The sequence below is a fragment of the Endozoicomonas sp. ALC013 genome, assembly GCF_049310205.1.
Lineage (GTDB): Bacteria > Pseudomonadota > Gammaproteobacteria > Pseudomonadales > Endozoicomonadaceae > Endozoicomonas.
The window spans coordinates 1-23,529 of sequence record NZ_JBLYNS010000031.1 but is presented as its reverse complement, the minus strand read 5'-3'; the positions used below and the strand labels follow the sequence as shown (position 1 = coordinate 23,529).

The following is a 23,529-nucleotide window of genomic DNA, read 5'->3' as shown; positions in this document are numbered from 1 at the left end:
CAGTACATACTGGCTTACCTCTCACGTACGCTCTCCTGCTTAAACCTCAAAAGCGGACTCAAAAAATACTCAATCAAACGACGCTGCCCAGTTTTAATTTCCACAGCCACACTCATACCCGGCGATAAATTCACTTTCCGGTTTTCCACCTGCATCCAGTCTTTTTCAATCTGGACATTGGCCATATATCTCAAACCCAGTTTTTCATCGGGCACAGCATCGTTGGACACATTCATTAACTCCCCACCAATCAGGCCATACTTGGTAAAGTTAAAGGTATCGATTTTCACTTCTGCTTTCAGGCCTTCCTGAACAAAACCAATGTCCTTATTCAGTACCCAGGCTTCCACTTCCATCCTTGCTTCTTTGGGGACGATTTGCATCAAAGCTTGTGCCGGTTGAACGACACCGCCGATGGTATGAATCTGTAACTGTTGTACGGTGCCGTCTATGGGGGATGTGATGAGCTGCTGTTCATGGAGTTCTTGTGCCTTAATGCTTTCCTGCTCAAGGCTGGTGAGTTGCAGTCGAAGCTCTTCCTGCTGGCCCAGGCTTTCCCGCCGTTTTTGAGCGTGAAGACTGAGCAGCTGGTTCTGAACTTCTTCCTGCTCGGCAATCAATTGCTGTACTGCCGCTTTTTGTGCCTTGATATCTTCTTCCAGCTCTATACGTTGCTGTTCCAGTTCAAGGTATTGCACTTTTGATCCGTAGTTCTTTTTATACAGGCCTTCCAGCGCCTGAGTGCGCTCTTCAATAATAGGCAGGACTCGTTGCAGTTTGGTGACAATGGCTTCTATTGTTCGCTGTTCTGCCTTTTTGCTCTTGAGCTGGCTTTTCAGTGTTTCAGATGATGATACATAGTCTTCTATTTGTTGCTGTAAGAGCTGTTCTTCAAACTCAATATTGATGTCGCTTTCTTCCTGCTTGAGATAACTATCCAGCTTCAGTTGGGCTGGCTTCGAATAATTATCGATATCAAGATAATCAATAAAGGCTTCCTGCCTGGCCAGTTGTAATGAAAAAGCAGAGGTCTGTTTACTTAACCTGACCAGTTCGGCTTCAGTCACAATGTCTACCAGTGAAATCAGAGGGTCTCCCACCTCGACATCATCACCTTCCCGAACATGAATATTCTGAACTTCACCGATCACCATAGGTTGAATGGTTTTTACCCGTTCACCAGGGACTATTTTTCCCTGAGCCGTGGCGACAATATCGATCTTGCCAAAACACGCCCAGACGGCAGCAATAGTGAATAGCAGAACAATGACCTTTACGATGACTCTGCTGGCCGGATTGGCTGGAGTTTCTTCCACTTCCAGTGCAGCGGGCAAAAACTGACGACGGGTACTGTGTAATGCCTCAGTGTTTTCCGTTTTGGATAACAGGGCTTTGGTAGCATGATCAAAGAACGATTTAACCATTACACAGCCTCCCTCAGCCCATGCTGATGAGCATTCAGGCGGGCATAATGACCACCTTGTTTGACCAGCTGATCGTGAGGCCCCTCCTCAACAATTCTCCCTTTGTCCATTGTGATAATGCGATCAGCATCACGCACAGTAGAAAGTCGGTGAGCGATGATAAACACCGTACGCCCCTGACTGATTCGCTTCATATTCTGCTGGATGATATGTTCTGACTCATAATCCAGCGCACTGGTGGCTTCATCAAATATCAGAATTCTCGGATTGGTCAGGAGTGCTCTGGCAATAGCAATACGTTGCTTTTGACCACCAGACAGAGAACTGCCTTGTTCACCTACCTGTGTGTCATAACCTTCAGGCAACTCCAGAATAAAGTCATGAGCGCCTGATAGTTTTGCTGCAGCCATCACACGTTCTATTGAGGCTCCCGGTTCAGCCAGAGCAATATTGTCTCGAACTGATCGGTTGAAGAGAAAGTTTTCCTGAAGCACAACGCCTACCTGCCTTCGTAACCAGGCAGGTTCAACCAGAGCCAAATCAACACCATCGACCAATACACGACCAGACTCTGGTACATACAAACGTTGCACCAGTTTTGTCAGCGTACTTTTTCCTGAGCCGGATCGACCAACAATGCCAATCACCTCTCCTGGCTTTACTTCAAGCGATACACCATGGAGTACTGCTGGACGATCCGGCTGATATCGAAAGGTGACGTGTTCAAATTCAACGAAACCCTTTAATGCAGGCAGCGTTGTTCGGTTTGGATCGTGTCCCGGCTCTGTGGGTGTATTCAGAACATCCCCCAAACGCTGAACCGAAATCCCCGCCTGCTGAAAGTCCTGCCACAGCTGAACCAGCTTCAAAATAGGTGCGCTTACGCGACCGGCAATCATATTAAAGGCGATCAACATACCGACGGAAAGGTCACCATTAATAACCAGCGTGGCTCCCACCCAAAGAATCAGTACCGTCACCACTTTATTGATGAGCCCTGCCGTCTGGCTGGCAATATTGCCCAGATTCATGGATCTGAAAGAAGCGGAAACATAAGCCGCCAGCTGATCTTCCCAATGTCTCTGCATCTGGGGTTCAACCGCTGTGCTTTTAATGGTTTCTATACCAGTGACGGATTCCACCAGAAAGGACTGGTTTTCAGCACCGCGTTTGAACTTCTCATTTAAGCGAGCCCGAAGAATAGGCGTTACTATTAACGAGAGAATAATATAGAAGGGAATCGAACCTAACACGATCCACGTCAGCGTCGGGCTGTAGAAATACATGACGACAAAGAAAATGACCGTGAACAATAAATCAATACAAAGCGTCAGGGCTGAGCCGGTAATAAATTCACGAATGGTATCCAGCTCACGAACACGGGCAACGGTATCACCGACACGGCGAGCCTGAAAAAAAGCAACGGGTAGACGCAATAGGTGACTGAAGAGCCTGGAACCAAGAACCACATCGACCCTGTTGGTAGTATGGCTGAATACATAATTCCGCAAGCCATTCAGCACAACATCAAAAATCGACAGAACCAGCAACCCGAAGGCGAGTACGTCAAGTGTCGTTAAAGCCTGATTAACCAGAACTTTATCTATGATGACCTGAAAGAAAAGTGGGGTAATCAGTGCAAAGAGCTGGATAAAAAACGACGCCAGCAGTACTTCATAGAGCATTTTTTTATGCTTGAGTATGGCGGGAATAAACCAGCTGAAATCAAATTTTGAAAGACTGTCCGGCAGCAGGGAACGTTTGGTAAAAAGAAATAATTCACCAGAAAAAATAGTTTGAAAGTCATCCAGCTCCAATGCCTCAGGCTGGCAACTCGTAGGCTTCTGAATCAGAATCTTGTCATCATTACAACGGGCAACAATGAAATAGCTACCATCCTTATCAAGTGCGATAGCAGGTAATGGCAACTCTTGCAGTTTCTCCGGGGCAACCTGAGTTCTTCTGACTTTCAGCTTAAGATGTTTGGAGATACGGAGAAGATCAACAGGATCAACCACACCTTCAGTGTCGCCTATTAAATGCTTGACCTGTTCTGGTTGAGCTGCCAGCCCGTGAAAACGAGCCATCATCACCAGGCAGGTGATCGCAGAGTCCGAAGTTCCTACTGCAGACATCAAGAATTCCTGTTCATTATTTGATAAATCAGCCGGTGTCCATGGCCGAGCAGATGAAAGGTAATGCTTTATCCTGCATATCTGCGTTGTCATTTTTAATATGAAAAGTATTTAATAGTCAAGTGACGTTTTTTACAAAATTTGGTTTTGGTTTATGATTATTTTTACGAAATCCAAAGCTGTTATCCCACATTGTTTTGCAGGAGGTAGATGGGGGACATTAGTCCCTTTGGCTGGCTGGCAACCACCGATAAAGTGTTGGAATAGAAACACCGAGATTTTCGGCAACCTCCTTTGCAGGAAGGCCGTTCGACAGAAGTTTTTTTGCTGCATCTATTTTAGAGTCTGTCATCTGCCGTTTTCTCCCGCCAACTCTACCACGTTGCTTGGCAATTTCTAAACCTGCTCGAGTTCGCTCCACAATCAGTTCCCGTTCCATCTGGGCAAGGCTTGCCATGACGTGAAAGAAGAATCGACCTGCAGTTGTTGAAGTATCAATATTGTCGGTAAGACTCACAAAGTGACAATCCTGCTGTTCAAGCTCATTGATCAAAGTGATTAGATTTGTGGCACTTCTCCCAAGGCGATCCAGCTTCCAGACAATCAAGGTATCACCATCCCGTAACACTTCAAATGCGAGCTTCAATCCTTCACGGTTACTTTGTGTTCCGCTGACTTTATCTTCGTATATTTTGTTACAACCAGCTGCTAATAGTGCTTCACGCTGCAGTGATAAATCCTGATCTTTTGTAGATACTCTTGCATAGCCGATTTTCATATCAGCCTCCCTTGATCATATCAGCAAAATCTGACCACTGTTCAACCCTGAAAGCTCTGATATCTCTAACAGATGCGGAAAACCAGGAAAGAGATTTCAGGGCTGTGATCGCACGGAAGAGGTTAGCCATGTCCTCATCGTCTGTCACATAAAGACTACCCTGAACTCTCCTGAATCCAAGACTGGAAAGGGTAGAACCAATCTCAATATAAGCCTGTGGCACAACCTTTCGGTTGATTCTTTTCTGTCTGCAACAATTAAGTCAAAAGCAATAGCGAGCATCAGTGAGCAACCGGATCGTTTTTGATATTTGAGTATCTGTATTCAGTTTCTTCTCCCGACTCAGGGATCTGAATCAGGACAATCCAGTCATCCTGGTCAACCGGCCTGATAGGTTCAAGAATTTTATACGTAGGTCCCAGTTTGCCAAACTGCCGATATTGACCGATGAGTTTAGGTTCAGGGAATCGATCCCCGATGAAATAGACTGGATCAATGGTCAGGTAATAAAGCCTCTGCATCGCCAAGTACTTTTGACCATGCTGAAGATGTTTCAGCATTTGGGCTATCACACAGGTTTTGATGACCTACCTGATGGATACATTCAATATTACGGCAAGATAACAAAGAGTCGGAGTTCTGGTGAAGAAGTCAGAAAACACAGGGACTCTTCCGTAAGAAGTATTTATCTGAGCCTGCTGAGAGATCGCTTCAAAGTAAAACCCGCTGGCAGGAATATCATCATACAGCGGGCCTATGAGTCAGCAAAAAGCAAACACCACCTGGCGGATATCATCAATGAAGTTCTCGAAAATCTGATTAAGGACTCTTATGAGCTTCCTACCTTTGATGCACTTGCTCGGGTCGCAAGTGACCAGCGCCGAAGGGTCAATAAAGAACTCTACAGCAATTACCTCGATTCTCTTGATGAAAAGTCCAAACTGGTTCTCTCATCATTACTGGATGAAGAATCATGGGAAAAGCTTAAAAAAGAACCTGGAAAGCTGACGACAAAAAACACAACCAATACGCTGGGTGTGTTGAGCTGGCTTCGCAAGCAGCAGGCAGGTCTACCCAACTTGCCGGATATCACACCTGACAAATACCGGGACTTGCAGTTGGAAGCCCGCGCTCTGGATCGTTCGGAAATGGCACGATTGAGAAAGGGTAAGCAAGAGCTGCTGTTGACGATCCTACTCCGTTACCGACTTTCCCGCACCCTTGATGATGCGGCTGATTTACTGATCAAACTGATGCGGCGTATGCACACTCGGGCAGACAAGAAGCTGAAGGAATGGCTGAAAAATAAAACGAAACAGCAGGAGCAGCTTATCGGGCAGCTGAAGGATGTTACCGTTGCTTACCAGGGGAGTAGCAGAGACGATCAGCATAAACTTCGGAATATAGGCACAGCCCTGAAACACAATCCGCAGGAAGTGATCGACTCCTGCGATCAGCTACTGACTTACTCAAGCAACAACTACCTCCCGTTTTTACTCCCTATGTTTAAAAATCACAGGGCAAATCTGTTTGATGCCCTGAACTTGCTGAAGGTGAGAACGCCTCTTAGTGACTATGCGCTGATCAAAGTCATACTGTTTATCAAAAAACACCAAACATCACGTAAAAGCCATATTGATGTATCCAACAGCTCTGTATCTCTAAAATGGGTACCGGCAAGAAAATGGTGGACTTCAGTCACTGAAACCCAAAAGAAAGGTGTACCCGTTACCAAGGTGCATCGTCTTTACCTTGAGCTATGCCTCTTTACGCTGGTTGCGGAAGCACTCAGATCCGGCGATTTATTTGTTGAAGACAGTGAGAATTTCAGTGATTTCAGAACGCAGTTTATCTCAGAAGAAGAGTATCAAGAGCAGTTCGAAGATTTCTGCCAAATGATGGGCTATCCCTCCGATGGTGGTGACTTTTGCAGTCAGCTCAAAGCCAGACTTCACGCTGTTTGCAAAAAGGCTGATGAGCAGTTTCCAGAAAACACTGAAGTGCAGATTATCAATAAAAAGCTATGCATTACTCCGATCAAGGCAGAGAAACCAACACCTGAGCAAGAGGCTCTCGCATCCCTGATCAAAGAGCGTATGCCGCCTAAAAATATTCTGGATGTGCTGTCTGAAACTGAAAAGTGGTTGAATCTCAGCAAGCATATACGGCCTCTGTCGGGCAATAAATCCAGAATTGACAATATAGAAGAACGCTTCGTCCTCAACCTGCTTTGTTACGGCTGTAACCTTGGGCCAGTCCAGCTGTCCCGCTCAGTTCAGAATATCAGCCGCAAACAAATTGCACGACTGAATCTCAAGCACTGCTCCGAAGACACTCTCATCAAATGTATCAGGGATGTCATCAATGGCTATAACCAGTTTTCGCTACCTGCCTACTGGGGAACCGGCAAAAGAGCGTCTGCCGATGGTACAAAATGGGATGTGTATGAAAACAACCTTCTGTCCGAGTATCACATTCGGTATGGTGGCTATGGCGGCATTGCCTACTACCACCTCAGCGACAAATACATTTGCCTCTTTTCCCGCTTTATACCCTGTGGTGTTTATGAGGCAATTTATATTCTGGACGGCCTTCTGCAGAATGATTCCGACATTCAGCCCGATACGGTCCACTCTGATACACATGGGCAAAGCCTTGCTGTTTTCGGACTGGCTTATTTACTGGGAATAAAGCTGATGCCCAGGATCAAGAACATCAAGCGGTTAAATTTACACCGGCCAGAGGCTGGAGCCAGATTCAAACATGCTCATTTTTTATAACGTCGAAGTGATGATGAGAGTATTGAAGGAGCTGAAAGAAGAAGGGCACAAAATTACCGAAGATGATTTGAAGCACCTGTCCCCTTATATAGAGAGTGCCAACAGGCTGGGAGATTATCGTCTTGAGCTAACCAAGCAGGTGCGGCCTCTGGATTTTTCAATTTCGGTACTGTGAGCATCCCTTTCAGAATGTCACTGAAATCACTTATCATTCGGTACAATAGTTCTGAACATTATAGGCGGCGAAATGCCTGGATATTATCAATACCGTTTTAACCTTGATCTCCGTGCCAGCGACAAAATCATCAAGAAGACAGCCAAGCTTAACCGCCTGAAATCGTGGTCTTTCGAGGATCATATCCATCACTATACAAACTACATCGAACCAGATTTCATTAACACATTAGATTTCGGAATTTGTTGCGAAGAGTATTACTGGCGTATTGGTCAGCGTCGTATGATATTTCCCAAGGATGCTGACGTTCTGAACATGCTGTTACAGGCAAAGTTTTCCTTATCAGCGGTTGAAGGTTTCCGGTTGCCCTATGATCAGTTTATTTTGGCGATCCCGAAGGAATATAAGTTTGCCGGACTATCTATAACTGGAGTTCTGGTGACGATGTGCCGGAATACTGATGAGATGAATGAGAAAATTGATCCATTCATCAAGGTATGCAGCAAAGGCACCAAGTCAGCACAAACGCCTCCTGGCCGCAAGGGAATGCTGACGTTTAATTTTCAGTTTGCTCATGATCCGGCAACAACATATTCTCGCATATCCGTGAAATTAGAAGATTTGCCACGTATTCTGTCTGCAAACCGATATCAGGATCTTGCCGACATTCTCCCTGGGTTTGCTTCAAGAGGATATCTTCACACAGAGCGTTGTGATAATGCGGAATTGCAGTCTCATTATGAGTTGCTGAAACTGATGGTGTCCATGTCAGTGTATGTTATGTATGCACGCAGTAATGATCGCCAAGATATTTTACAGGATGGACTGCCAGGACAGTTCAGTAATCACCAATTTGCATCTCTGGGTCATCGTTGTAGCAAGCATATGACTTTAGGCAGTATGGCTGGTGTTAGGGAAAATAGAGCATCCCCGAACAGTCACTACAGGTCATGGCATTTTCGTCAGCTGGTACATGACAAGTATTATCAGAATGAATATCAGGGCATGGAGAAGGGGAGTCGGATCGTTTTTGTTTCTGATACTTTGGTTTCCAACAAGGCCAATCCAGCAACACTGATAGAATAATTTGGCGGTTCATGTACCCGAACAAGAGGGGCGACATTTTCTTTATACAGTTCAACAGGTTAACAGCTTTTTATGACGTAAAAGCAATTTTGCAGGCCGGGGCCCATATCCATCTCGGAGCCCCAAGAGTACAGGGTAAATTCCATCCTGGAGCCAATGATGTCCAGAGATGTCTTGTCCTGATAGAGTTCTTTGATTATTTCCCAGGCATCCAGCCAGATTTCGCAGGCATCAGCTTCAGGCTTATCAAAGCCGGTTGTTGTTTTATTGTCACGCAGTACTGCAAAACCCTGGTCGATCAGCTGCTTCAGTTTGGCTTCTTCTTCTGTCAAGGTTGGGACCCGGAACTCTGTCGTCTTGTCTCGCCATTCTGCGGATACGCCTGTCCCTGGCAGACTGCCTGAATAGCGTTCATCTTTGGGCAGGTTTATGCTGGCGATTTGTAAGTAATAATCATTGGGTCCCGCCCAAGTCACATCATGACTGACAATTAGAACTCAGTGGTAAATAACCTGAGTTTTTAGCTGAATTGACTGACTGAAGATACCGCTCTCTTGCGATCACAGCTTGCTCTTTAGCTTCTTCCTTGTTGGAGGTTTGTATTTTGATTCTTTTGTAGGTCTTTGTATAGATCTTTTGTCCCTCGGCGTAAGTGGGATCTTTGCGAAGCTCCCTTTGACGCTCGGCGTAAGCGGGATCTGTCTGGTAGCGCTGCCTTTTGCGCTCCCTTTGACGCTCGGCGTAAGCGGGATCTGTCTGGTAGCGCTCCCTTTGGCGCTCCCTTTGGCGCTTGGCGTAAGCGGGATCTGTCTGGTAGCGCTCCCTTTGGCGCTCCCTTTTGCGCCCCCTTTCTCGCTCGGCGTAAGCGGGATCTGTCTGGTAGCGCTCCCTTCGGAGCTCCCTATTGCGCTCCCTTTGTCGCTCGGCAAGTGAAGAACTGCTATCAACATTAACTCCTGCCTGGGTTGTTTGGTTATCACTTGTAGCTTGGTACATGCATGACGGATTAACGACAGCAACTGGCCGTAAATCTTGTGAACTATGAATTCCGGCAGGAAGATTAGTTAACTGTAAACCTGAGCTTGTATGATTCGCTGCTGTTTGCTTTCTGATTTCAAGCTCGTCCCACGATATTAGCTGCTGAAAGGGAGTACTTGGTGTTAGTAATAATGGATTATTAACGGGCTCATAATCAGGCTGGTAAGGAACATATTCATCAAGAATGGATTGTGGTATTTCTTGAATACCTGTTCCAGAAGCGTTTTCTGAATCGAGGTTTGTTAGGGATGTAATACTATATTTATTCAATGAATAAGAATGATCAGCTTCATTTTGATATGTATCTGGTCCGCTATTGTAAATAGGAATAGGGTTCAGCACTTGAACTGGTATGCCTTGATAAACAGGCTGCTGTTCGGTAGCCCCAAATTGCTGTTCTTGATCTACTAAACCTAATGCGCTGGAACAAAGATAATAAAAATAAGCATCAAATGAAGAAAATTGATTGGTTTGATCCATTGAATTATTGAACTGTTGAATTACAGCTTAAGACCACGCCTTCTTATAAAAGTTCCTCTCTTTCACAACTCGACTTTAGACTTTGCATGACACGAAAGACTGGCCAGGTTTCGATAAAATAACAAGCCGACATCAACAAACAATTTTTTCAGGTTCGCTTTTATTGCCGGTTTTTCTCTAAATGGCTGTATTTATGCAGCCTCTGCTTTATCTGTCTTCAACTGGCCGGACAGTTCATTGAAATTGAGCTCATATTTTTGATGATATCTATCCCAGCCCTTACGAATGGGGAACCTTGGAATAATTCGTGACAGGGAAATTCTCATCATGCCTGCGGTTGTTGTATCCGGAGATCTCCAGGGTATCCGGGAAATCTTCAGGCATGACTGATTTTTGCAGACGGTCAACAACTGTAATAATGCATAACCTGCCATTTTCAAATGCATCCAGCGCAGAAGTGTCCTCAATTTTTGCTGCCACAGATGACAACAGCCAAATGGATGTTTGAGCTGGTGAAACATAGGCTCAACTGGCCACCGCTTTGCATAACCCCGAAGTACATCAAGCCCTTCGTGTTCTGTATTGGTTGAGATGAAAATTCTTTTTTCAGTCAGCCCCTTATCATTCTCAAAACAGCTCCAGACAACCCGAATTTCTTGCCCTTTGAGGAATTTTGCCCGACAAATCAGAGTACGATATCGCACGGTGCGAAACCCCGCCAGTAGCAGAAACTGATTAACTGCACAGTAGATGAAGGACTGATTAACGAGAAGTGGCACTTCCACGACCTGAAAGCAAAAAGCGTGTCTCACCACGAAGGATTAGTATCTGGCCACAAAACACTGGAAGCGAAGAAAATCTATATTCGGAAAACCCAGAAAGTACAGGGTACAAGATAACAAAAAGGAAGAGATATGAGAGAAGGTATCACCGGGCAATTGTCCGGTTTTTTGTTTGCCCAGCGAAGCGGGCAAACCCGTCAGGCTGAAAGAAGCCTGAACCACCCCGACTGAGGGGAAGGTAATCCGAATGGCAAGGGCGTTGCTGGCCAACGGCTGGGTCCGAAGGAAGCATAGGAAGTCAGAGGTACACAGCGTAAGCGAACCTGATTCGGCAGGTCGGGAGCGGCAAGCGTGCGAAATAGCGCGACGCCCAATACTCAGTCAGTCCCGACAAGTGATTGAGGGTGGAATTTCTGGCAGGGATCCGTTTAGTAACTGGGGAAGCCTGGCATCAATCCCTGAGTCATCGGGGGCTGTTATCGCAAGAGGAAACTCAAGGATAGCAGTGGTGTGAGGTGGCAGATGAGCCCGTGTGACGATCATCAAAGAACTGAACCCGGTGCTGAGAGGGTTTGCCAACTACTTCAAGATAGCCAATTGTCGCAGTGCACTGAAGGGAGTCATGAGTTGGGTCAGGCGCAGACTGCGATGTATACAGCTGAAACAGTGGAAGAAACCGGCCAAGCTGCATGGGCGGCTAAAACAGCTGGGATATAAGCCGCCGTCCAAATACATCAAGATGCGTTCATGGAGAAATGCGGCGAGTCCGTTGGCGCACCCCGCCTTACCTGATTTGCCGAGAATTACACGACATATCTTTGAGAATTGGTGCCCAGGAGAAGACTCGAACTTCCACGACCATACAGTCACTAGCACCTGAAGCTATCGTGCCACTCTTATATTTCACCCACTTAGCTCAAATCGTTTTAGGAAAAATTGCGCAAGTGTTTATTATTTTTCGATATTTTAACCATTTTTTTTAGGAAAAATTTTAATGAAAAATACCTTCTGGTTACCCAGCGAAAGTGGTCATCTAAACGACAGTTTTCAACACTGAAAGATATTTTCTCTGATCATCGCCCATACCTGCGAAGCGTTTGCTTCATGTTTCTTGCATTACAAATCGCATTTTAAAATCCATCCAGTGCACAGCTCGTAACCAACAAGAAGGGGCAGGCAAATTTTTGCCTGCGGGCAATCCTGTAATCGTTCTGAAATTTATAGAACGCTTAATCCATCAATATGGCCAGATATGCTATCCGGGTATCCGTACGTCACCCCGTATCATACACACCCATGCCGCGCTACAATCAAACCCATAATATTGGCTCAGGATACCAACAGGATGCCCCCTGATCAGCCAGATACGCTGCCCCTGGAGAATATTGACTTTCGCGCCTTGTTTAGCCTGGTCGGCGAGGCAAACGCTGAGCTTGCCCGGTACGATGGTTTGCTACAAGGGATACCAAACCCTGCGGTGATGCTCTCGCCACTGACCACTCAAGAGGCGGTACTCTCTTCCAAGATTGAGGGTACTCAGGCCACCGTTGATGAGGTACTGGAGCAGGAGGCAGGACTGGAGAAAGAGGGCGAGAAATTCAAGGATATCCAGGAAATTTCAAACTACCGCTCTGCCCTGTTTCAGGCCAGTGAACACCTGAAAGCTTATCCCATCCGTTTAAGCCTGATCCGTGAGTTGCACAGCATACTGCTCAACAGCGTTCGGGGACAGAATAAATCTCCCGGTGAATTTCGCAACGATCAGAACTGGATTGGCCGGGCGGGTTGCTCCATGGAACAGGCGACATTTGTGCCCCCCTCACCACTGCAATTAATGGAGCACCTTGAGTCCTGGGAACGTTATATTGATTATGATGACTGCGACTTTCTGCTTCAGGTCGCCGTGGTACACGGGCAATTCGAACTGTTACATCCATTCAAGGATGGTAATGGCCGGATTGGACGCATCCTGATCCCGCTATTTCTGTACCAGAAAAAAATTCTCTCCGAGCCTATGTTCTACCTGAGCGAATACCTGGAAGCCCACCGTGACGAATATTACCAGCGTCTCCAGGCGATCTCTTCAGAAGGCGACTGGAATGGGTGGATTGCTTTCTTTTTGCGAGCAATCACCCTTCAGGCCAGGGAAAACAGTGCGCGGGTGAGAAACATCATGGGGCTGTATGAGCATATGAAGCATCAAATTCAACACATTACCCGCTCCCAGTATTCGGTTCATTTACTGGATGCGCTGTTTAGTCGCCCCATCTTTCGCACCACGGATATTATTCAACAGTTTGAAGAAAAGTACGGCATTCATCCCAAAACCACACCGGCTTTACTCCGTCAACTGCGCGATGCCGGGATTTTATTGGAGATCAAACCGGCTTCGGGGAGGCGTCCTGCGGTACTTTGTTTTGCAGAGCTGTTAGAAATTACTGAAGGTCAGGGTGTATTCCAACGCACATAGCGGATAGCTCTGAATTCGCACGCCTTTTGAGGAGTGGAACCTCTGATTCAGGCTCCACAAACCTCGTTGAGGAGTTTGGAGACTCCTCAAAACCACTTGAGGAGCGTGATAGCACATTCAGGCTCCACAAGCTTCGTTGAGGAGTTTGGAGACTCCTCAAAACCACTTGAGGAGCTTGATAGCACATTCAGGCTCCACAAGCCTCATTGAGGAGTTTGGAGACTCCTCAAAACCATTTGAGGAGCGTGATACCAGATTCAGGCTCCATAAGCCTCGTTGGGAAAGTAAGGATTCCACGGCATAAGTTAATGAGCGGAAAATTTAATTCAAAGTAACCGGATATCCTTGATAAATGAAAACTTCAAACTTTAAAAAAGCTCATACCAATCAACATATTACTTCCGGTAAGAGGCATTACCGGCAGTAAGGTTTTTGCGGTGCTTCCGTTTCAGGAAAGGCCGCCAGCCCACGGGTAGCAAGCCATCCTCCTGCGGGGTACAACCGGCGGATCAGTTACGGTTCAGTAAGCCCTGCAACCGCCCCCGGTCAAAAATCACCTGCTCAAACGCCACCGGCGAGTCCGTTTCAAAATGGATCGCCACAAACGCCGGGCAGTCGTCATCCTCGCCGTTCGCTTTCATTTCCATCAGGGTGTAACGGTAGGTGCCGGTGATCTCCCGGTCCTGGAGACTTTCCGGCAACACACAGATTTTCAGAATCCGGCTGCCCCGGGTCCAGGTAAAGGCAGGGCCGGTATCATGGCGATAAGAGATATCCTGAAAGTAGCCGGGTATACGGATACCCAGCGCATAGTCACCACCAAACTGCTGCTGATAACACTCCATATTATCCCCAGATAGTTATTGTGTTTCGGGATCACTTTTTTGCAGGTAATGGCCTCTTACGGAGGCCAGTCGGCCAGATCACCGGGGCCGTTTTTTATTTTTGATACATCCGACCATCCAACGTCGACCTGTCCCACTATCAGGCTCATGAATCATCAGAGATATCATAGGAATCGCTCCCGGCTCTGACCGCGGTTGTTATTAGCCCCGCTTTGCCGCTTGGGTAATAGAACTGACTTTCACCTTATCACGGTGAGCTGCCGTCGTTATCTTCCCCAATTTATCCTGGCCTGCTTAACTGATCACGAAGGCTACGGATTCCAGGGTCAATCATTGCATCGCTGGGCATATGAACTGAGATCCCGGGATGGTGGATCATATTCATAACCTGTAAAAGCACGACGATACAGAGACCATGACCAGTGGGATTCGAGAAAAAGGGGTGCCTATCAGAAGTCGCTCAGCCAGGGCTACACGACAAGCCGGGCGAAAATCGTCACGGTTAAAGCTTGAAGTCCGAAACCCCGGGAATTTTATGCGCCCAAAGTTTCATCTTCCATAGCCATCACCCTGGCTGCCTGCATTGCCAGAAATTCGTTTTGAGCTATCGGCATGCTGACTATTTGCAGATTCATGCAATTGTCTTCAGTAAACTCCAGGCGAAAATCCATGATAAAACGACGATCTTCAGCAAACCTCAAGCGCCTTTGGTCAATAATGCCAGAGAGCTTGCTGGCGAGTATGCCATCGGGGTCATTAACGCACTCGTCCAGTTTCCTCTCAATCAAAATACCCCATAAAAAATCCTCGAACTCTTTCGAACATGTGCCTATATTCCAGCAACAACAGACCAGCTCATAAATATCCTCAATGCCGTCCTGATCCCAGCTGGAATCATAAAGGGGCTCGGAAAAGTCTGCAATATGATCGGACATACGGGAAAGCCCCAGGTTTTCCGAGGTATCGGCAACGCAATTATTCCTTATCTTATCGATAGCGTTGCTGGATATCCTGTTAAGCTTTTTAAACAACTTTTTCCGCTCCCGCTCCTGTTGGCGGCGCTGCTTGCGAGTCACTGATGTCAATTTAAATTCCTCTGCGATATCCCGGCTGAACCAGCATCAGGGAAGCAAAATAAATTGGTGTTTCCAAACCCGGTAGCTTGCTGGATGATCAGTAATGGTGGGCATAAATAAGACCAGACTCACTGACTTTAATAAACAACTCTCTATGCTCTTTGGCCAACACCTTCAGCCTGCGCTTTTTGTGTGGTTTAACCAGTGCAACCGCTAAAGTAATGACAGCCAGCTCGGCAACGCGCTGGTTAGCCGACAGTTTCAGTTTATGCAGACGCGCTATATTCTTCCTGGAAATAGTTGACTGACGCATAAAACCAGATATTTCATTTTCCTGATCAATTGCACATCTTTCCTCTTTGGGTTTCTTAGAGCACTCTTTGCAGATATGATTCTTATGCCCTTTGCCAGAAAACTGCTCATTTGGCTTGCTACAGGCACAAATCCTACAGTAATGACCCATTGATACCTCTTAGTTTATTTCATCGATAAATTCATCTTCCTCAATAGCTTTTTGGATAGCGTCATCAAGCCTGATCAATAACTCTGACAGGGTTTCTCCGGATTTCCGGGCAAGCATAGCCAGGCAACTGCTTTCATCCACTGCCGTCGCTCCCTCAACAGGACCGATTGAGCCTATGGTTATTTCGCCACCGCTCTCAATCAAATCATTCAAGTATGCCAACTGATCAATACTCATTTCATAGCCTATTTTGCTGCTTTTACTAACCCAGACAGGAATATAGAATGTAAGATATCAAACAGATTGTAATAAACCACGGGACTCATTAAGTAATATTTTTCGCCCGGCAAGCTCTTTAGTGGTTAACAACTCATGGTAAATTTCGATGTATCGTTTTCTGATACGGCGAAACTCAAGTGAGCCATACGCCTCACCCATCCACTCCCGCTCGTTATCCGTAATCGCGTTATTGACCTCTTCTGGCAAGTCATAAATATAATCCAGATTGTGGAAGTTGGATGCATGCCAGATATCATATTCCTGCTCGAGGGGCTGGCCCAGCACGTAAGGGATCAGATAAAGATTTGCCAGCATCAGATCCGCCAGCCTGTAGCGTGCTTCCACCGGTTTGTTCATTCTCAGCAGGCCCAGAGACCAGCACAATTTCTGGATCGGTTCACCCGCATCATCAGGAAACTCCTCCCGGTACCAGTTAAAGTAACTCTCTGACTTTTGCAAATCGTTCAGGACCAGGTACAGACTGAACAGAACATATCGTTTACCACTGCCATCGCTGATGAAGTGATATTCTTTTTTCTCTTTGTTGAGCGCTGATCGATAGCTGGAAATTCTGGCTTTCAGCTTTTTTTCAGTTTCAGGGAAGATATACATCGAATCTCTCAGAGTTTATTAACAAGGATGATTCCATGCGCAGCTTATTTCATTCGGGATTGAATTTCACCAGACCAATTCCTTATTCTGATCAAAACAAACAACGGGTTTCACCATGCCCCAGCTGAACCAACCTTGCAGCAAACACTTCACCTACCGGCAGCTGATCGAGTGCGGTGAAACCAGGTGTTGAACAATCTCCGGGCAAAGTATCTGGATAATAAATGACGCGGGTCAGAACCCATGGCATCATACAGCCATCTCAAGTATTACCAGTAACCCTCACTAATGTCAGACAGCATCCCCTTCTATGACCTGAATGCCGAGTCTTTTTTTAACACAACGGTCGATGTCGATACCCAGTCCCTGTACCAGCACTTTCTGCCACATATACAAGAACATGGTCATATACTGGATGCTGGCTGTGGTTCAGGCAGAGATGCCAAGGCCTTTCTGGATCTGGGCTACCAGGTAATAGCATTCGACGGCAGTGAAGCCATGGCCAATATGGCCAGGAATCTCACTGGCTTGGCTGTTGAGCATTCATTATTTAAAGACTTCCAGTCAAAACAGCAGTTTGATGGTATCTGGGCCTGCGCCTCTCTCCTGCATGTTCCTTATACAGAACTCTCCGATACCTTCACCCATCTGGCCTCGTTCCTGAAAATGGGTGGCATCTTCTATTGTTCGTTTAAGCTGGGCGAAAATCACCAGCTAACCCGTAATGGCCGGAGTTTCACTGATTTAAACTACGATGGCCTTATAGATATTCTCAGCAATACGCCACTGAAGATCAGCCATCACTGGCAAACATCCGACCTTCGCCCAGGCAGAGCCAATGAACAATGGCTTAATGCCCTGCTAACCAGGATTTAGGTAAACATGGAAGCAACGCCGCTATATCCCCATACACCAACGCCTGATGATAACGGCTCTGTCTTTCTAACCACTGGTGGAGTTAATGACCCTCTGCTCCCCAAGCTGATTGACGCTATAAACCGCGCCAGGGAAATAGCCATCACAGTTGCGTTTATCCGGATGAGTGGTTTGCAGCTGCTTTTCGGTGCACTGTCTGATGCCGTTGAACGGGGAGCAACCCTGAAAGTGCTTACCTCAGACTATCTGGATGAAACTGATCCTCAAGCCCTGCGGGAACTGATGTTACTCCGGGAGCGCAACGCCGATATACGAATCTACCAGTGCGATGGTCAGCAAAGCTTCCATATGAAGTCCTATATCTTCGTTCATATGGATAACGGGCAATGGCTTGAGGGATCCGCTTTTGTCGGCTCCAGCAATATCAGCAAAGCCGCCTTGGTAACCGGCCATGAGTGGAACCTGAAGCTTAGCTGCCGTGGAACAAACGACGATATTTATGTACAACAGTTTTCCAATATCTGCCAGCAATTCCACGATATTTTCCACCACCCGCAGGTTAGTCCGCTTAGCCATCCATGGATTGACAGTTACATTAGCAGACGCAAGAAACAGCAGCTGATAGCCGTTGATCCTGAGGCGTTCACCGAAGCCCCAACACCCAGCAATATTCAGATCGAAGCTCTGCAAGCCCTTCATAACAGTCGACTGGCCGACTATCAGCGTGGCCTGGTGGTTCTGGCCACAGGTCTGGGCAAGACCTGGCTGGCCGCCTTTGATACCCGTCAGTTCAAGGCCAAAAGGATTCTGTTTGTGGCACATCGGGAAGAGATACTGCTGCAGGCACAAAAAGCCTTCACCCGTATCCTGCCCAAAGCCCATGTTGGCTTTTATAATGGCAAGGAACGGACGGCGAATGCCGACCTGCTCTTTGCTTCCGTCCAGACCCTTGGCCGGCATAGCCATCTTAAGCAATTTGCCAGCGACCACTTTGATTACATTGTGGTGGATGAGTTTCACCATGCGCACGCTGCCACCTACAGAAATATCCTCAGTCACTTTTCCCCGGGCTTTCTGTTAGGACTGACTGCAACACCAGAACGAACCGACCAGGCGGATATACTCAACCTTTGCGACAACAACCTGGTATTTGAACGCAACCTTATTATCGGCATCAATAGCGGCCTGCTCGCACCATTTCACTATTATGGCATCGAAGACAAGCATGTTGATTACGACGAGATCCCTTGGCGCAGCGGCAAATTTTCCATAGACCAGCTCACCCATGCCTTTGCCTCGAAAAAAAGGGCAAGGCATATCCTTAACCACTGGCAGGAAAAGCGACAGCAACGGACACTGGCCTTCTGTATTTCCCAAAGACATGCCGAGTTTATGGCATCAGAATTTAAAACCGCAGGATATCGGGCAGAAGCCGTTTATAATGGCTCAGAGCTTCGAAGGCATGAAGCGCTCTCGCAACTGGAACATGGTGAACTGGATGTACTGTTTTCCGTAGACCTGTTTAATGAAGGCACAGACCTCCCAGCGATTGACACCGTACTTATGCTGCGTCCAACGGAGTCAAAGATACTGTTTTTACAGCAGTTGGGCCGGGGGCTGAGGCTTCACCACCAGAAAACCCATCTGGTGGTCATTGACTTCATCGGTAACCACAAGTCCTTTTTGATCAAGCCTGTAGCTTTGCACAACGGCCACTCATTTAAACAACTGGCAAAGCAGATTACCACTGGGAGTGCAGAGCTACCGGATGGTTGTTTTGTTAATTATGAGCCCACCGTCATCGATTTATTAAACCGGCTTGCCCGGCAGCAGAAAGACAGCATTGAAGACGAATACCAGACATTAAAGACCCTGCTTGACTATCGCCCAACCGCTACTGAGTTCTACCATTACCTGAATGAAATTCAGATGCCCTTCAGCCGGGTTGGCCAGCAGCACAATAGCTGGTTTCAGCTGGTTGCTAACCAGCAAGACCTGACGAAGCAGGAAGCCGAGGTGTTGCAACGCCACGGCGATTATCTTCGAAGCGCCATTGAGAAAACCGCCATGGCCAAGTCCTTTAAAATGATCCTGCTCAGTGCATTCCTTGACCTTGATGGTTTTGACAACCCGCCAACCACTGAGCAGCTGGCCGAAAAAAGCTGGCACCACCTGAAACGACGGCCAGACCTGTTTACCAAAGACCTGCCTGAAAATAAGCAAACCCTCACTGCTGACAGCAAAGCCTGGCATAAATACTGGTTGGGCAATCCCATTAAATTCTACTCAAATAAAGACAACGACCCCTTTGTGATAGACAGTGGTCGTTTTGTCTGCAAGGAAAAGGTTCTTCCCCAGCATAAAGCGACCTTGCATCAGATGATGCAGGAGTTAGTGGAACTGAGAATAGCCATGTATATCAATCGGGGCTGATCTTTGACCGATTAACCAGACTGTATTAGCCTGAAAATAACAGCGCCAATTTACTCCCACTTGCAGGCGCTTAATAAATCTCGCTAAAGAGGAATACACATGGAAAAACTTATCTCTATGACCATCAATGGTCAGTCAGTCTCCGGAACCATCACCGACCTCTCCCGCGCAGGCTTATCTGTTGAAATCACTGCTCCGTTCTCCGGATACAGTGCTCACCGGTATGTGCCGACCTTTGCCAGGGCCAGTCGTAACTTTCTGGAAATTGGAGATCAGGTAGCTTCAGAACTGCTGTCGGAACTCTATAATGATCTTTTGCTTTTGGATGGTAAGCGTCAGTCACTGCAAGCTGTGTTACATGGCTGCGAGGGGATTTTCTCAAAGCTTGCGGAGCACAAGGCTGTTCAGGCTGAGTTGTCCACAAAAAAACCAGAGCTAAAACAGCAATTCAGAGCAGGCCTGTTGGATCAGAAGCAGTATCAACAATCACTGAAGCGTATTCGTGATCAGGATTTTCAGCAAAGCATGCTGGCCAGGGAGCTTGTGGATCAGTTTATTGAACAACATCTACCAGGCTGGCAGCACAGCCTGGATCATGATCAGTTGATCGGTTTTCTATCGTCAGACTGATGCGATCCGCCATTTTTACACCTCCATTAACCAATGAGAAGAATAAAAATGTACGACATTATTGGAGATATCCACGGCCGGGCTGATGAACTTGAAGCCCTACTGCTAAAGCTCGGCTATCAACGACAGGGAGCGGTTTATAAACACCCTGAACGCAAAGCCATATTTGTCGGCGATTTTATCGATGGCAAGGGCCAGCATCGGAAAACAGTCGATATTTGTCGTTCGATGGTAGAACAGGAAAGCGCGCTTGCCGTGATGGGCAATCATGAGTTCAATGCTATCTGCTACTCAATACCCGATAACACCGGAGATTACCTGCGCCCCCATAATGAAAAAAATGTCCGGGATCATGCTGAGTTTATTGCCGAGCTTCCCTTTGGTTCTCATAAACACCGGGAGACCATTGACTGGTTCAAAAGCCTGCCACTGTTTCTGGATCTTGGGGAGCTGAGAATTATCCATGCGGTATGGCATTACCCCAGTTTTCCGATAGTGGCTCCCTGGCTGGACGACAATAACTGCCTACTACCCGATGCCTTTGCTCCTGCTTCTGATAAAAACCATCCGCTCTACCATGCAATTGAGCACTTATTGAAAGGTATTGAGCTGGAATTGCCAGAAGGTTTCAGTTTCAACGATAAAAGGGGGAACCTGCGTACTGCTGCCCGCATACGTTGGTGGGATGAGCAGGCGACGCACTGGTCAAACGCCACCATTGGCACTGGGAATGCCGCTCTACCGCATTTACCACTTCCTGAACAACGTTATCGCTACACAGATACTGTGCCGCTGTTTGTTGGGCATTACTGGATGGACGGTAATCCCGGGGCTTTGAGCGAGAACGTGGCCTGCATTGATTACAGTGTCGCAAGGCCTGGCGGCAAACTGGTGGCTTACCGTTGGGGTGGTGAGCAGAAGCTGGATCAGAATAATTTTATCTGGGTAGACAGAACTCTGTAGGAATGGACTGAATGCAAAAAGAGAGTACGACTGATATCCAGGTGATCGAACGTAAAGGTGAAGCGCCGGAGCAGTATCCGGAATATGAGGATTTTTATTGATCAATATTTAACCAATCATTCTTACCCCGCCTGTCTGAAAGGCTGCCTTTATCCCCTAACGGTTTATCCACAATCTTTTCCACATAAATTCCGGATAACTTAAACAGGGGATAATAATTCTACAGGCAGCTACTGCAAAGGGTTATAACGAACTACTGACAATATAAACACAACCTGTCAACAACTTACCCACAGACTTATTCTGGAAAAAGCTGACTGCTGAACAGAAAAGAATCTGTAAAGCCGCCAGGGCGGAACGCCGAAAAAAATACCAGTGGATTTTTATCAACGGCAAGCAGGTGCGGATTAAAAGAGAGGATACCCTTGAAGCATTTGCGGAACGGGAAGCCATGCTTCGCAGCGCTGATCCCATCTGGCTGCATCAGAATGAACTGTGGGAGTATATACAGACGGATGATGATGGCCTGGATATTGAGCCATCAGAGAGTGATCTGGCAATCTGGAAGTGGGATGGTGATGATGAGAAGGTGCCTTTTTGAAGGGGCGGCGCTTGTCACTGTTGCCCTGTCAGTCATGTGCAGCATGAGAGGCCCAGTTAAACTTATAGTTCAGCGGAGGGAGTTCATAATGCTTCGAAAAATAGGCCTGTAAAAGTTCACCCTCAAGGGCATAAGCTTCCTTTTTTCGCCGACATGTTTTCCAGCATATCCATAATTTTTCATAGGGGAATATGCTGTCAAAGTTGAAATTGTAGCATCTCCAGCCTGCTGCGTATGGCCACGGTTCCGATGCCCCAGGGAGCAAGCTCTGAACGCTGCAATCCTCTTTTTCAAGTTATCCGATTCACCGATATCAAGAATACCCTGTTTGTCAGTACCATGGGCTCGGTGAATTCTTCGATGGGCTGCAATCATACACACACCCGGCTGATCCGGAATAGAGGCTCTGTCTAATTCTTTGAGCAGCATCCAGTCAGTCCAGCCGGCCCCGTCATAGTTGTCCATATTATGATAAATTCCGATTTGGACGTTGCTTCCCCAGGCTCCCTCGCTCGGTGAGGAAACCCATCCCCCTATCTTTTCGTATCCAACTCCCAGTAATCCATAATCCGCACCCGGCCAATGGTTTGCATATCCGGCTGCCGGGTGCTGGTCTGATCCAGTCCTTTATAACTGATCAGAAAACTGCACAACTGCTGTTTACCATTCACTTCACGCTGGGCCAGAAACATACCCGGCCCTGGTCGTAATTCTCGTTCTACCACCAACAGGGTGAAGCCGGTAAAGCACTCGATGGTTTCCGGCACATAGTAATACTCGTAGAGTTTCTTATCCCGGGGTTTGTGTTGCTGGCTGACAAATACATCCGGCACCCTGGCAGTCACTTCATACCAATCCCCTTCCGGCGGTACAACGGTTACATGGGTGAGCATGGTCGCATTTGCTGACGGCTCTTTGGGTTTCTCCGGTTCCGGGTCGTAAGGATCACCCAGCCCCGTGCTCAGCCAATGGCTGGAGACACCAGTGGCCACCGCCAGCCGTTCCACATATTTGTGCGGATTATCAATTTTGCCACTGGCCAGGCGGTACATGTAGCTGCGCTCGATGCCCGTGTCACGGGACAGGGCGCTGGCGGTTTTTATTCCCTTCAGTTTCATGGCAGTGGCCAGACGGTCTGCAAAAGTTTTATTCATGATTCATTGCCTCTGGCTATAACAGGCTTTCGCCAGACAGGTTGGATTGAGTTTCGATACTGCCTTGATGAAGTATGTTTTATTGGCTGATGGTCCGAGGGGATTGCTTTTATTCTTGAAACAGGGAAGGTTAACAGGTGATGCTACGGTCTATTTATTAGCATTGTGATTTATTGATTGCACAGCTGCCTTTCACAAGGTATGCCATCACGGTCACCGTCCATATTGGTGCCAGGGCAATTATCCTGGTAAAAGGTGGCTTCTTCACAGGAAGTCATTTGGGAGCAATGGGTTTTGCCACTGCAACTAAACCTGGCAGTATCACTGGACGATGAGGACTCAAACAGTGACATAACTGCTTGAGGTTCTGGAACAGAGCCGCTACTGGTCGTCAGCTTCTGATAAACGAATACTTCCTGGAGTTGATGGTGTGGTTATGACTAAAGAAA

The 23,529-nt window shown here is 47.1% G+C and carries 25 protein-coding genes; 10 read left to right on the top strand and 15 right to left on the bottom strand.

The genetic code is table 11. From position 1 onward, the window contains the following. Positions 1–14: 14 nt before the first annotated feature. The 4 genes from ACO6V1_RS08350 to ACO6V1_RS08335 all read right to left on the bottom strand — a co-directional run bounded on the left by ACO6V1_RS08350 (position 15) and on the right by ACO6V1_RS08335 (position 4,858). Positions 15–1,424 (bottom strand): HlyD family type I secretion periplasmic adaptor subunit, encoded by a 1,410-nt coding sequence (locus ACO6V1_RS08350; protein WP_422450652.1) that lies wholly within the window; start codon positions 1,422–1,424, stop codon positions 15–17. Continuing rightward, positions 1,424–3,559, bottom strand: a complete 2,136-nt coding sequence (locus ACO6V1_RS08345; RefSeq protein WP_422450653.1) for a type I secretion system permease/ATPase — start codon at positions 3,557–3,559, stop codon at positions 1,424–1,426. Before ACO6V1_RS08345 ends, ACO6V1_RS08350 begins: the two co-directional genes overlap by 1 nt. A gap of 220 nt (positions 3,560–3,779) precedes the next feature. Next, positions 3,780–4,337: a recombinase family protein gene (locus ACO6V1_RS08340; protein WP_422450654.1), complete on the bottom strand. Its 558-nt coding sequence runs from the start codon at positions 4,335–4,337 to the stop codon at positions 3,780–3,782. Between the two features lie 281 nt (positions 4,338–4,618). Beyond that, positions 4,619–4,858: a DUF5397 family protein gene (locus tag ACO6V1_RS08335; protein ID WP_422466480.1), complete on the bottom strand. Its 240-nt coding sequence runs from the start codon at positions 4,856–4,858 to the stop codon at positions 4,619–4,621. On the opposite strand from ACO6V1_RS08335, the gene ACO6V1_RS08330 reads away from it, so the two are divergent. The 3 genes from ACO6V1_RS08330 (at position 4,778) to ACO6V1_RS08320 (ending at position 8,378) form a co-directional block, all read left to right on the top strand. Next, entirely contained in the window at positions 4,778–7,117 is a 2,340-nt protein-coding gene (locus ACO6V1_RS08330; RefSeq protein ID WP_422450656.1) for a Tn3 family transposase, read from the top strand. The two genes, ACO6V1_RS08335 and ACO6V1_RS08330, sit on opposite strands and share 81 nt — an antisense overlap. Beyond that, positions 7,101–7,292: a Tn3 family transposase gene (locus ACO6V1_RS08325; protein ID WP_422450657.1), complete on the top strand. Its 192-nt coding sequence runs from the start codon at positions 7,101–7,103 to the stop codon at positions 7,290–7,292. The genes ACO6V1_RS08330 and ACO6V1_RS08325 overlap by 17 nt, the downstream gene beginning before the upstream one ends. 72 nt (positions 7,293–7,364) lie before the next feature. Continuing rightward, positions 7,365–8,378: a hypothetical protein gene (locus tag ACO6V1_RS08320; protein WP_422450658.1), complete on the top strand. Its 1,014-nt coding sequence runs from the start codon at positions 7,365–7,367 to the stop codon at positions 8,376–8,378. A gap of 59 nt (positions 8,379–8,437) precedes the next feature. Here the strand turns inward: ACO6V1_RS08320 and ACO6V1_RS08315 are convergent, their stop codons facing one another. The 3 genes from ACO6V1_RS08315 to ACO6V1_RS08305 all read right to left on the bottom strand — a co-directional run bounded on the left by ACO6V1_RS08315 (position 8,438) and on the right by ACO6V1_RS08305 (position 10,376). After that, positions 8,438–8,854 (bottom strand): hypothetical protein, encoded by a 417-nt coding sequence (locus ACO6V1_RS08315; protein ID WP_422450659.1) that lies wholly within the window; start codon positions 8,852–8,854, stop codon positions 8,438–8,440. A 1-nt stretch (position 8,855) separates the two neighbouring features. Then, positions 8,856–9,896 (bottom strand): hypothetical protein, encoded by a 1,041-nt coding sequence (locus ACO6V1_RS08310; RefSeq protein WP_422450660.1) that lies wholly within the window; start codon positions 9,894–9,896, stop codon positions 8,856–8,858. Between the two features lie 279 nt (positions 9,897–10,175). Next, positions 10,176–10,376: a hypothetical protein gene (locus tag ACO6V1_RS08305; RefSeq protein ID WP_422463695.1), complete on the bottom strand. Its 201-nt coding sequence runs from the start codon at positions 10,374–10,376 to the stop codon at positions 10,176–10,178. Between the two features lie 834 nt (positions 10,377–11,210). Here ACO6V1_RS08305 and ACO6V1_RS08300 point away from each other — a divergent pair. Together ACO6V1_RS08300 and ACO6V1_RS08295 are read left to right on the top strand one after the other, a co-directional pair. Continuing rightward, complete coding sequence (locus ACO6V1_RS08300; RefSeq protein ID WP_422466479.1) at positions 11,211–11,558, top strand: group II intron maturase-specific domain-containing protein; 348 nt, start codon at positions 11,211–11,213, stop codon at positions 11,556–11,558. Between the two features lie 465 nt (positions 11,559–12,023). Beyond that, on the top strand, positions 12,024–13,148 hold the full coding sequence (locus ACO6V1_RS08295; RefSeq protein ID WP_422450663.1) for a Fic family protein: 1,125 nt from the start codon (positions 12,024–12,026) through the stop codon (positions 13,146–13,148). 509 nt (positions 13,149–13,657) lie between these two features. On the opposite strand, the gene ACO6V1_RS08290 is transcribed toward ACO6V1_RS08295, so the two are convergent. From ACO6V1_RS08290 to ACO6V1_RS08270, 5 genes are all read right to left on the bottom strand, one after another. After that, a complete protein-coding gene (locus ACO6V1_RS08290; RefSeq protein WP_422466477.1) occupies positions 13,658–13,993 on the bottom strand; it encodes a hypothetical protein in 336 nt (111 codons plus the stop codon). Positions 13,994–14,526: 533 nt separating this feature from the next. Then, on the bottom strand, positions 14,527–15,078 hold the full coding sequence (locus ACO6V1_RS08285; protein ID WP_422466475.1) for a hypothetical protein: 552 nt from the start codon (positions 15,076–15,078) through the stop codon (positions 14,527–14,529). A gap of 88 nt (positions 15,079–15,166) precedes the next feature. Continuing rightward, on the bottom strand, positions 15,167–15,382 hold the full coding sequence (locus tag ACO6V1_RS08280) for a hypothetical protein (protein WP_422466473.1): 216 nt from the start codon (positions 15,380–15,382) through the stop codon (positions 15,167–15,169). 159 nt (positions 15,383–15,541) lie between these two features. Then, positions 15,542–15,769 (bottom strand): hypothetical protein, encoded by a 228-nt coding sequence (locus ACO6V1_RS08275; protein ID WP_422450666.1) that lies wholly within the window; start codon positions 15,767–15,769, stop codon positions 15,542–15,544. 57 nt (positions 15,770–15,826) lie between these two features. Then, positions 15,827–16,423 (bottom strand): hypothetical protein, encoded by a 597-nt coding sequence (locus ACO6V1_RS08270; RefSeq protein WP_422466471.1) that lies wholly within the window; start codon positions 16,421–16,423, stop codon positions 15,827–15,829. 288 nt (positions 16,424–16,711) lie between these two features. Here ACO6V1_RS08270 and ACO6V1_RS08265 point away from each other — a divergent pair, with 288 nt between their 5' ends. The 5 genes from ACO6V1_RS08265 (at position 16,712) to ACO6V1_RS08245 (ending at position 21,926) form a co-directional block, all read left to right on the top strand. Continuing rightward, on the top strand, positions 16,712–17,299 hold the full coding sequence (locus tag ACO6V1_RS08265; protein ID WP_422466469.1) for a class I SAM-dependent methyltransferase: 588 nt from the start codon (positions 16,712–16,714) through the stop codon (positions 17,297–17,299). A gap of 6 nt (positions 17,300–17,305) precedes the next feature. After that, complete coding sequence (locus tag ACO6V1_RS08260; protein WP_422466467.1) at positions 17,306–19,732, top strand: DEAD/DEAH box helicase family protein; 2,427 nt, start codon at positions 17,306–17,308, stop codon at positions 19,730–19,732. A 99-nt stretch (positions 19,733–19,831) separates the two neighbouring features. After that, positions 19,832–20,362, top strand: coding sequence for a hypothetical protein (locus tag ACO6V1_RS08255; protein WP_422450671.1), 531 nt, complete (start codon positions 19,832–19,834; stop codon positions 20,360–20,362). Positions 20,363–20,410: 48 nt separating this feature from the next. Next, entirely contained in the window at positions 20,411–21,325 is a 915-nt protein-coding gene (locus tag ACO6V1_RS08250; RefSeq protein ID WP_422466465.1) for a metallophosphoesterase, read from the top strand. Positions 21,326–21,725: 400 nt separating this feature from the next. Next, complete coding sequence (locus ACO6V1_RS08245) at positions 21,726–21,926, top strand: hypothetical protein (protein ID WP_422466463.1); 201 nt, start codon at positions 21,726–21,728, stop codon at positions 21,924–21,926. Positions 21,927–21,995: 69 nt separating this feature from the next. Here ACO6V1_RS08245 and ACO6V1_RS08240 read toward each other — a convergent pair whose 3' ends face one another. The 3 genes from ACO6V1_RS08240 to ACO6V1_RS08230 all read right to left on the bottom strand — a co-directional run bounded on the left by ACO6V1_RS08240 (position 21,996) and on the right by ACO6V1_RS08230 (position 23,433). After that, positions 21,996–22,391, bottom strand: a complete 396-nt coding sequence (locus ACO6V1_RS08240; RefSeq protein WP_422466461.1) for a hypothetical protein — start codon at positions 22,389–22,391, stop codon at positions 21,996–21,998. Between the two features lie 68 nt (positions 22,392–22,459). Next, positions 22,460–23,080 (bottom strand): helix-turn-helix domain-containing protein, encoded by a 621-nt coding sequence (locus ACO6V1_RS08235; RefSeq protein WP_422450675.1) that lies wholly within the window; start codon positions 23,078–23,080, stop codon positions 22,460–22,462. 170 nt (positions 23,081–23,250) lie between these two features. Continuing rightward, complete coding sequence (locus tag ACO6V1_RS08230; RefSeq protein WP_422450676.1) at positions 23,251–23,433, bottom strand: excalibur calcium-binding domain-containing protein; 183 nt, start codon at positions 23,431–23,433, stop codon at positions 23,251–23,253. Positions 23,434–23,529 lie beyond the last annotated feature (96 nt).

Coding starts and splice junctions, on each gene's coding strand:
- ACO6V1_RS08350 (WP_422450652.1), bottom strand. CDS start 1,424: ATGGTTAAATCGTTCTTTGATCATGCTACCAAAGCCCTGTTATCCAAA.
- ACO6V1_RS08345 (WP_422450653.1), bottom strand. CDS start 3,559: ATGTCTGCAGTAGGAACTTCGGACTCTGCGATCACCTGCCTGGTGATG.
- ACO6V1_RS08340 (WP_422450654.1), bottom strand. CDS start 4,337: ATGAAAATCGGCTATGCAAGAGTATCTACAAAAGATCAGGATTTATCA.
- ACO6V1_RS08335 (WP_422466480.1), bottom strand. CDS start 4,858: ATGCAGAGGCTTTATTACCTGACCATTGATCCAGTCTATTTCATCGGG.
- ACO6V1_RS08325 (WP_422450657.1), top strand. CDS start 7,101: ATGCTCATTTTTTATAACGTCGAAGTGATGATGAGAGTATTGAAGGAG.
- ACO6V1_RS08320 (WP_422450658.1), top strand. CDS start 7,365: ATGCCTGGATATTATCAATACCGTTTTAACCTTGATCTCCGTGCCAGC.
- ACO6V1_RS08310 (WP_422450660.1), bottom strand. CDS start 9,896: ATGGATCAAACCAATCAATTTTCTTCATTTGATGCTTATTTTTATTAT.
- ACO6V1_RS08295 (WP_422450663.1), top strand. CDS start 12,024: ATGCCCCCTGATCAGCCAGATACGCTGCCCCTGGAGAATATTGACTTT.
- ACO6V1_RS08290 (WP_422466477.1), bottom strand. CDS start 13,993: ATGGAGTGTTATCAGCAGCAGTTTGGTGGTGACTATGCGCTGGGTATC.
- ACO6V1_RS08280 (WP_422466473.1), bottom strand. CDS start 15,382: ATGCGTCAGTCAACTATTTCCAGGAAGAATATAGCGCGTCTGCATAAA.
- ACO6V1_RS08275 (WP_422450666.1), bottom strand. CDS start 15,769: ATGAGTATTGATCAGTTGGCATACTTGAATGATTTGATTGAGAGCGGT.
- ACO6V1_RS08270 (WP_422466471.1), bottom strand. CDS start 16,423: ATGTATATCTTCCCTGAAACTGAAAAAAAGCTGAAAGCCAGAATTTCC.
- ACO6V1_RS08265 (WP_422466469.1), top strand. CDS start 16,712: ATGTCAGACAGCATCCCCTTCTATGACCTGAATGCCGAGTCTTTTTTT.
- ACO6V1_RS08260 (WP_422466467.1), top strand. CDS start 17,306: ATGGAAGCAACGCCGCTATATCCCCATACACCAACGCCTGATGATAAC.
- ACO6V1_RS08255 (WP_422450671.1), top strand. CDS start 19,832: ATGGAAAAACTTATCTCTATGACCATCAATGGTCAGTCAGTCTCCGGA.
- ACO6V1_RS08250 (WP_422466465.1), top strand. CDS start 20,411: ATGTACGACATTATTGGAGATATCCACGGCCGGGCTGATGAACTTGAA.
- ACO6V1_RS08240 (WP_422466461.1), bottom strand. CDS start 22,391: ATGGACAACTATGACGGGGCCGGCTGGACTGACTGGATGCTGCTCAAA.
- ACO6V1_RS08235 (WP_422450675.1), bottom strand. CDS start 23,080: ATGAATAAAACTTTTGCAGACCGTCTGGCCACTGCCATGAAACTGAAG.
- ACO6V1_RS08230 (WP_422450676.1), bottom strand. CDS start 23,433: ATGTCACTGTTTGAGTCCTCATCGTCCAGTGATACTGCCAGGTTTAGT.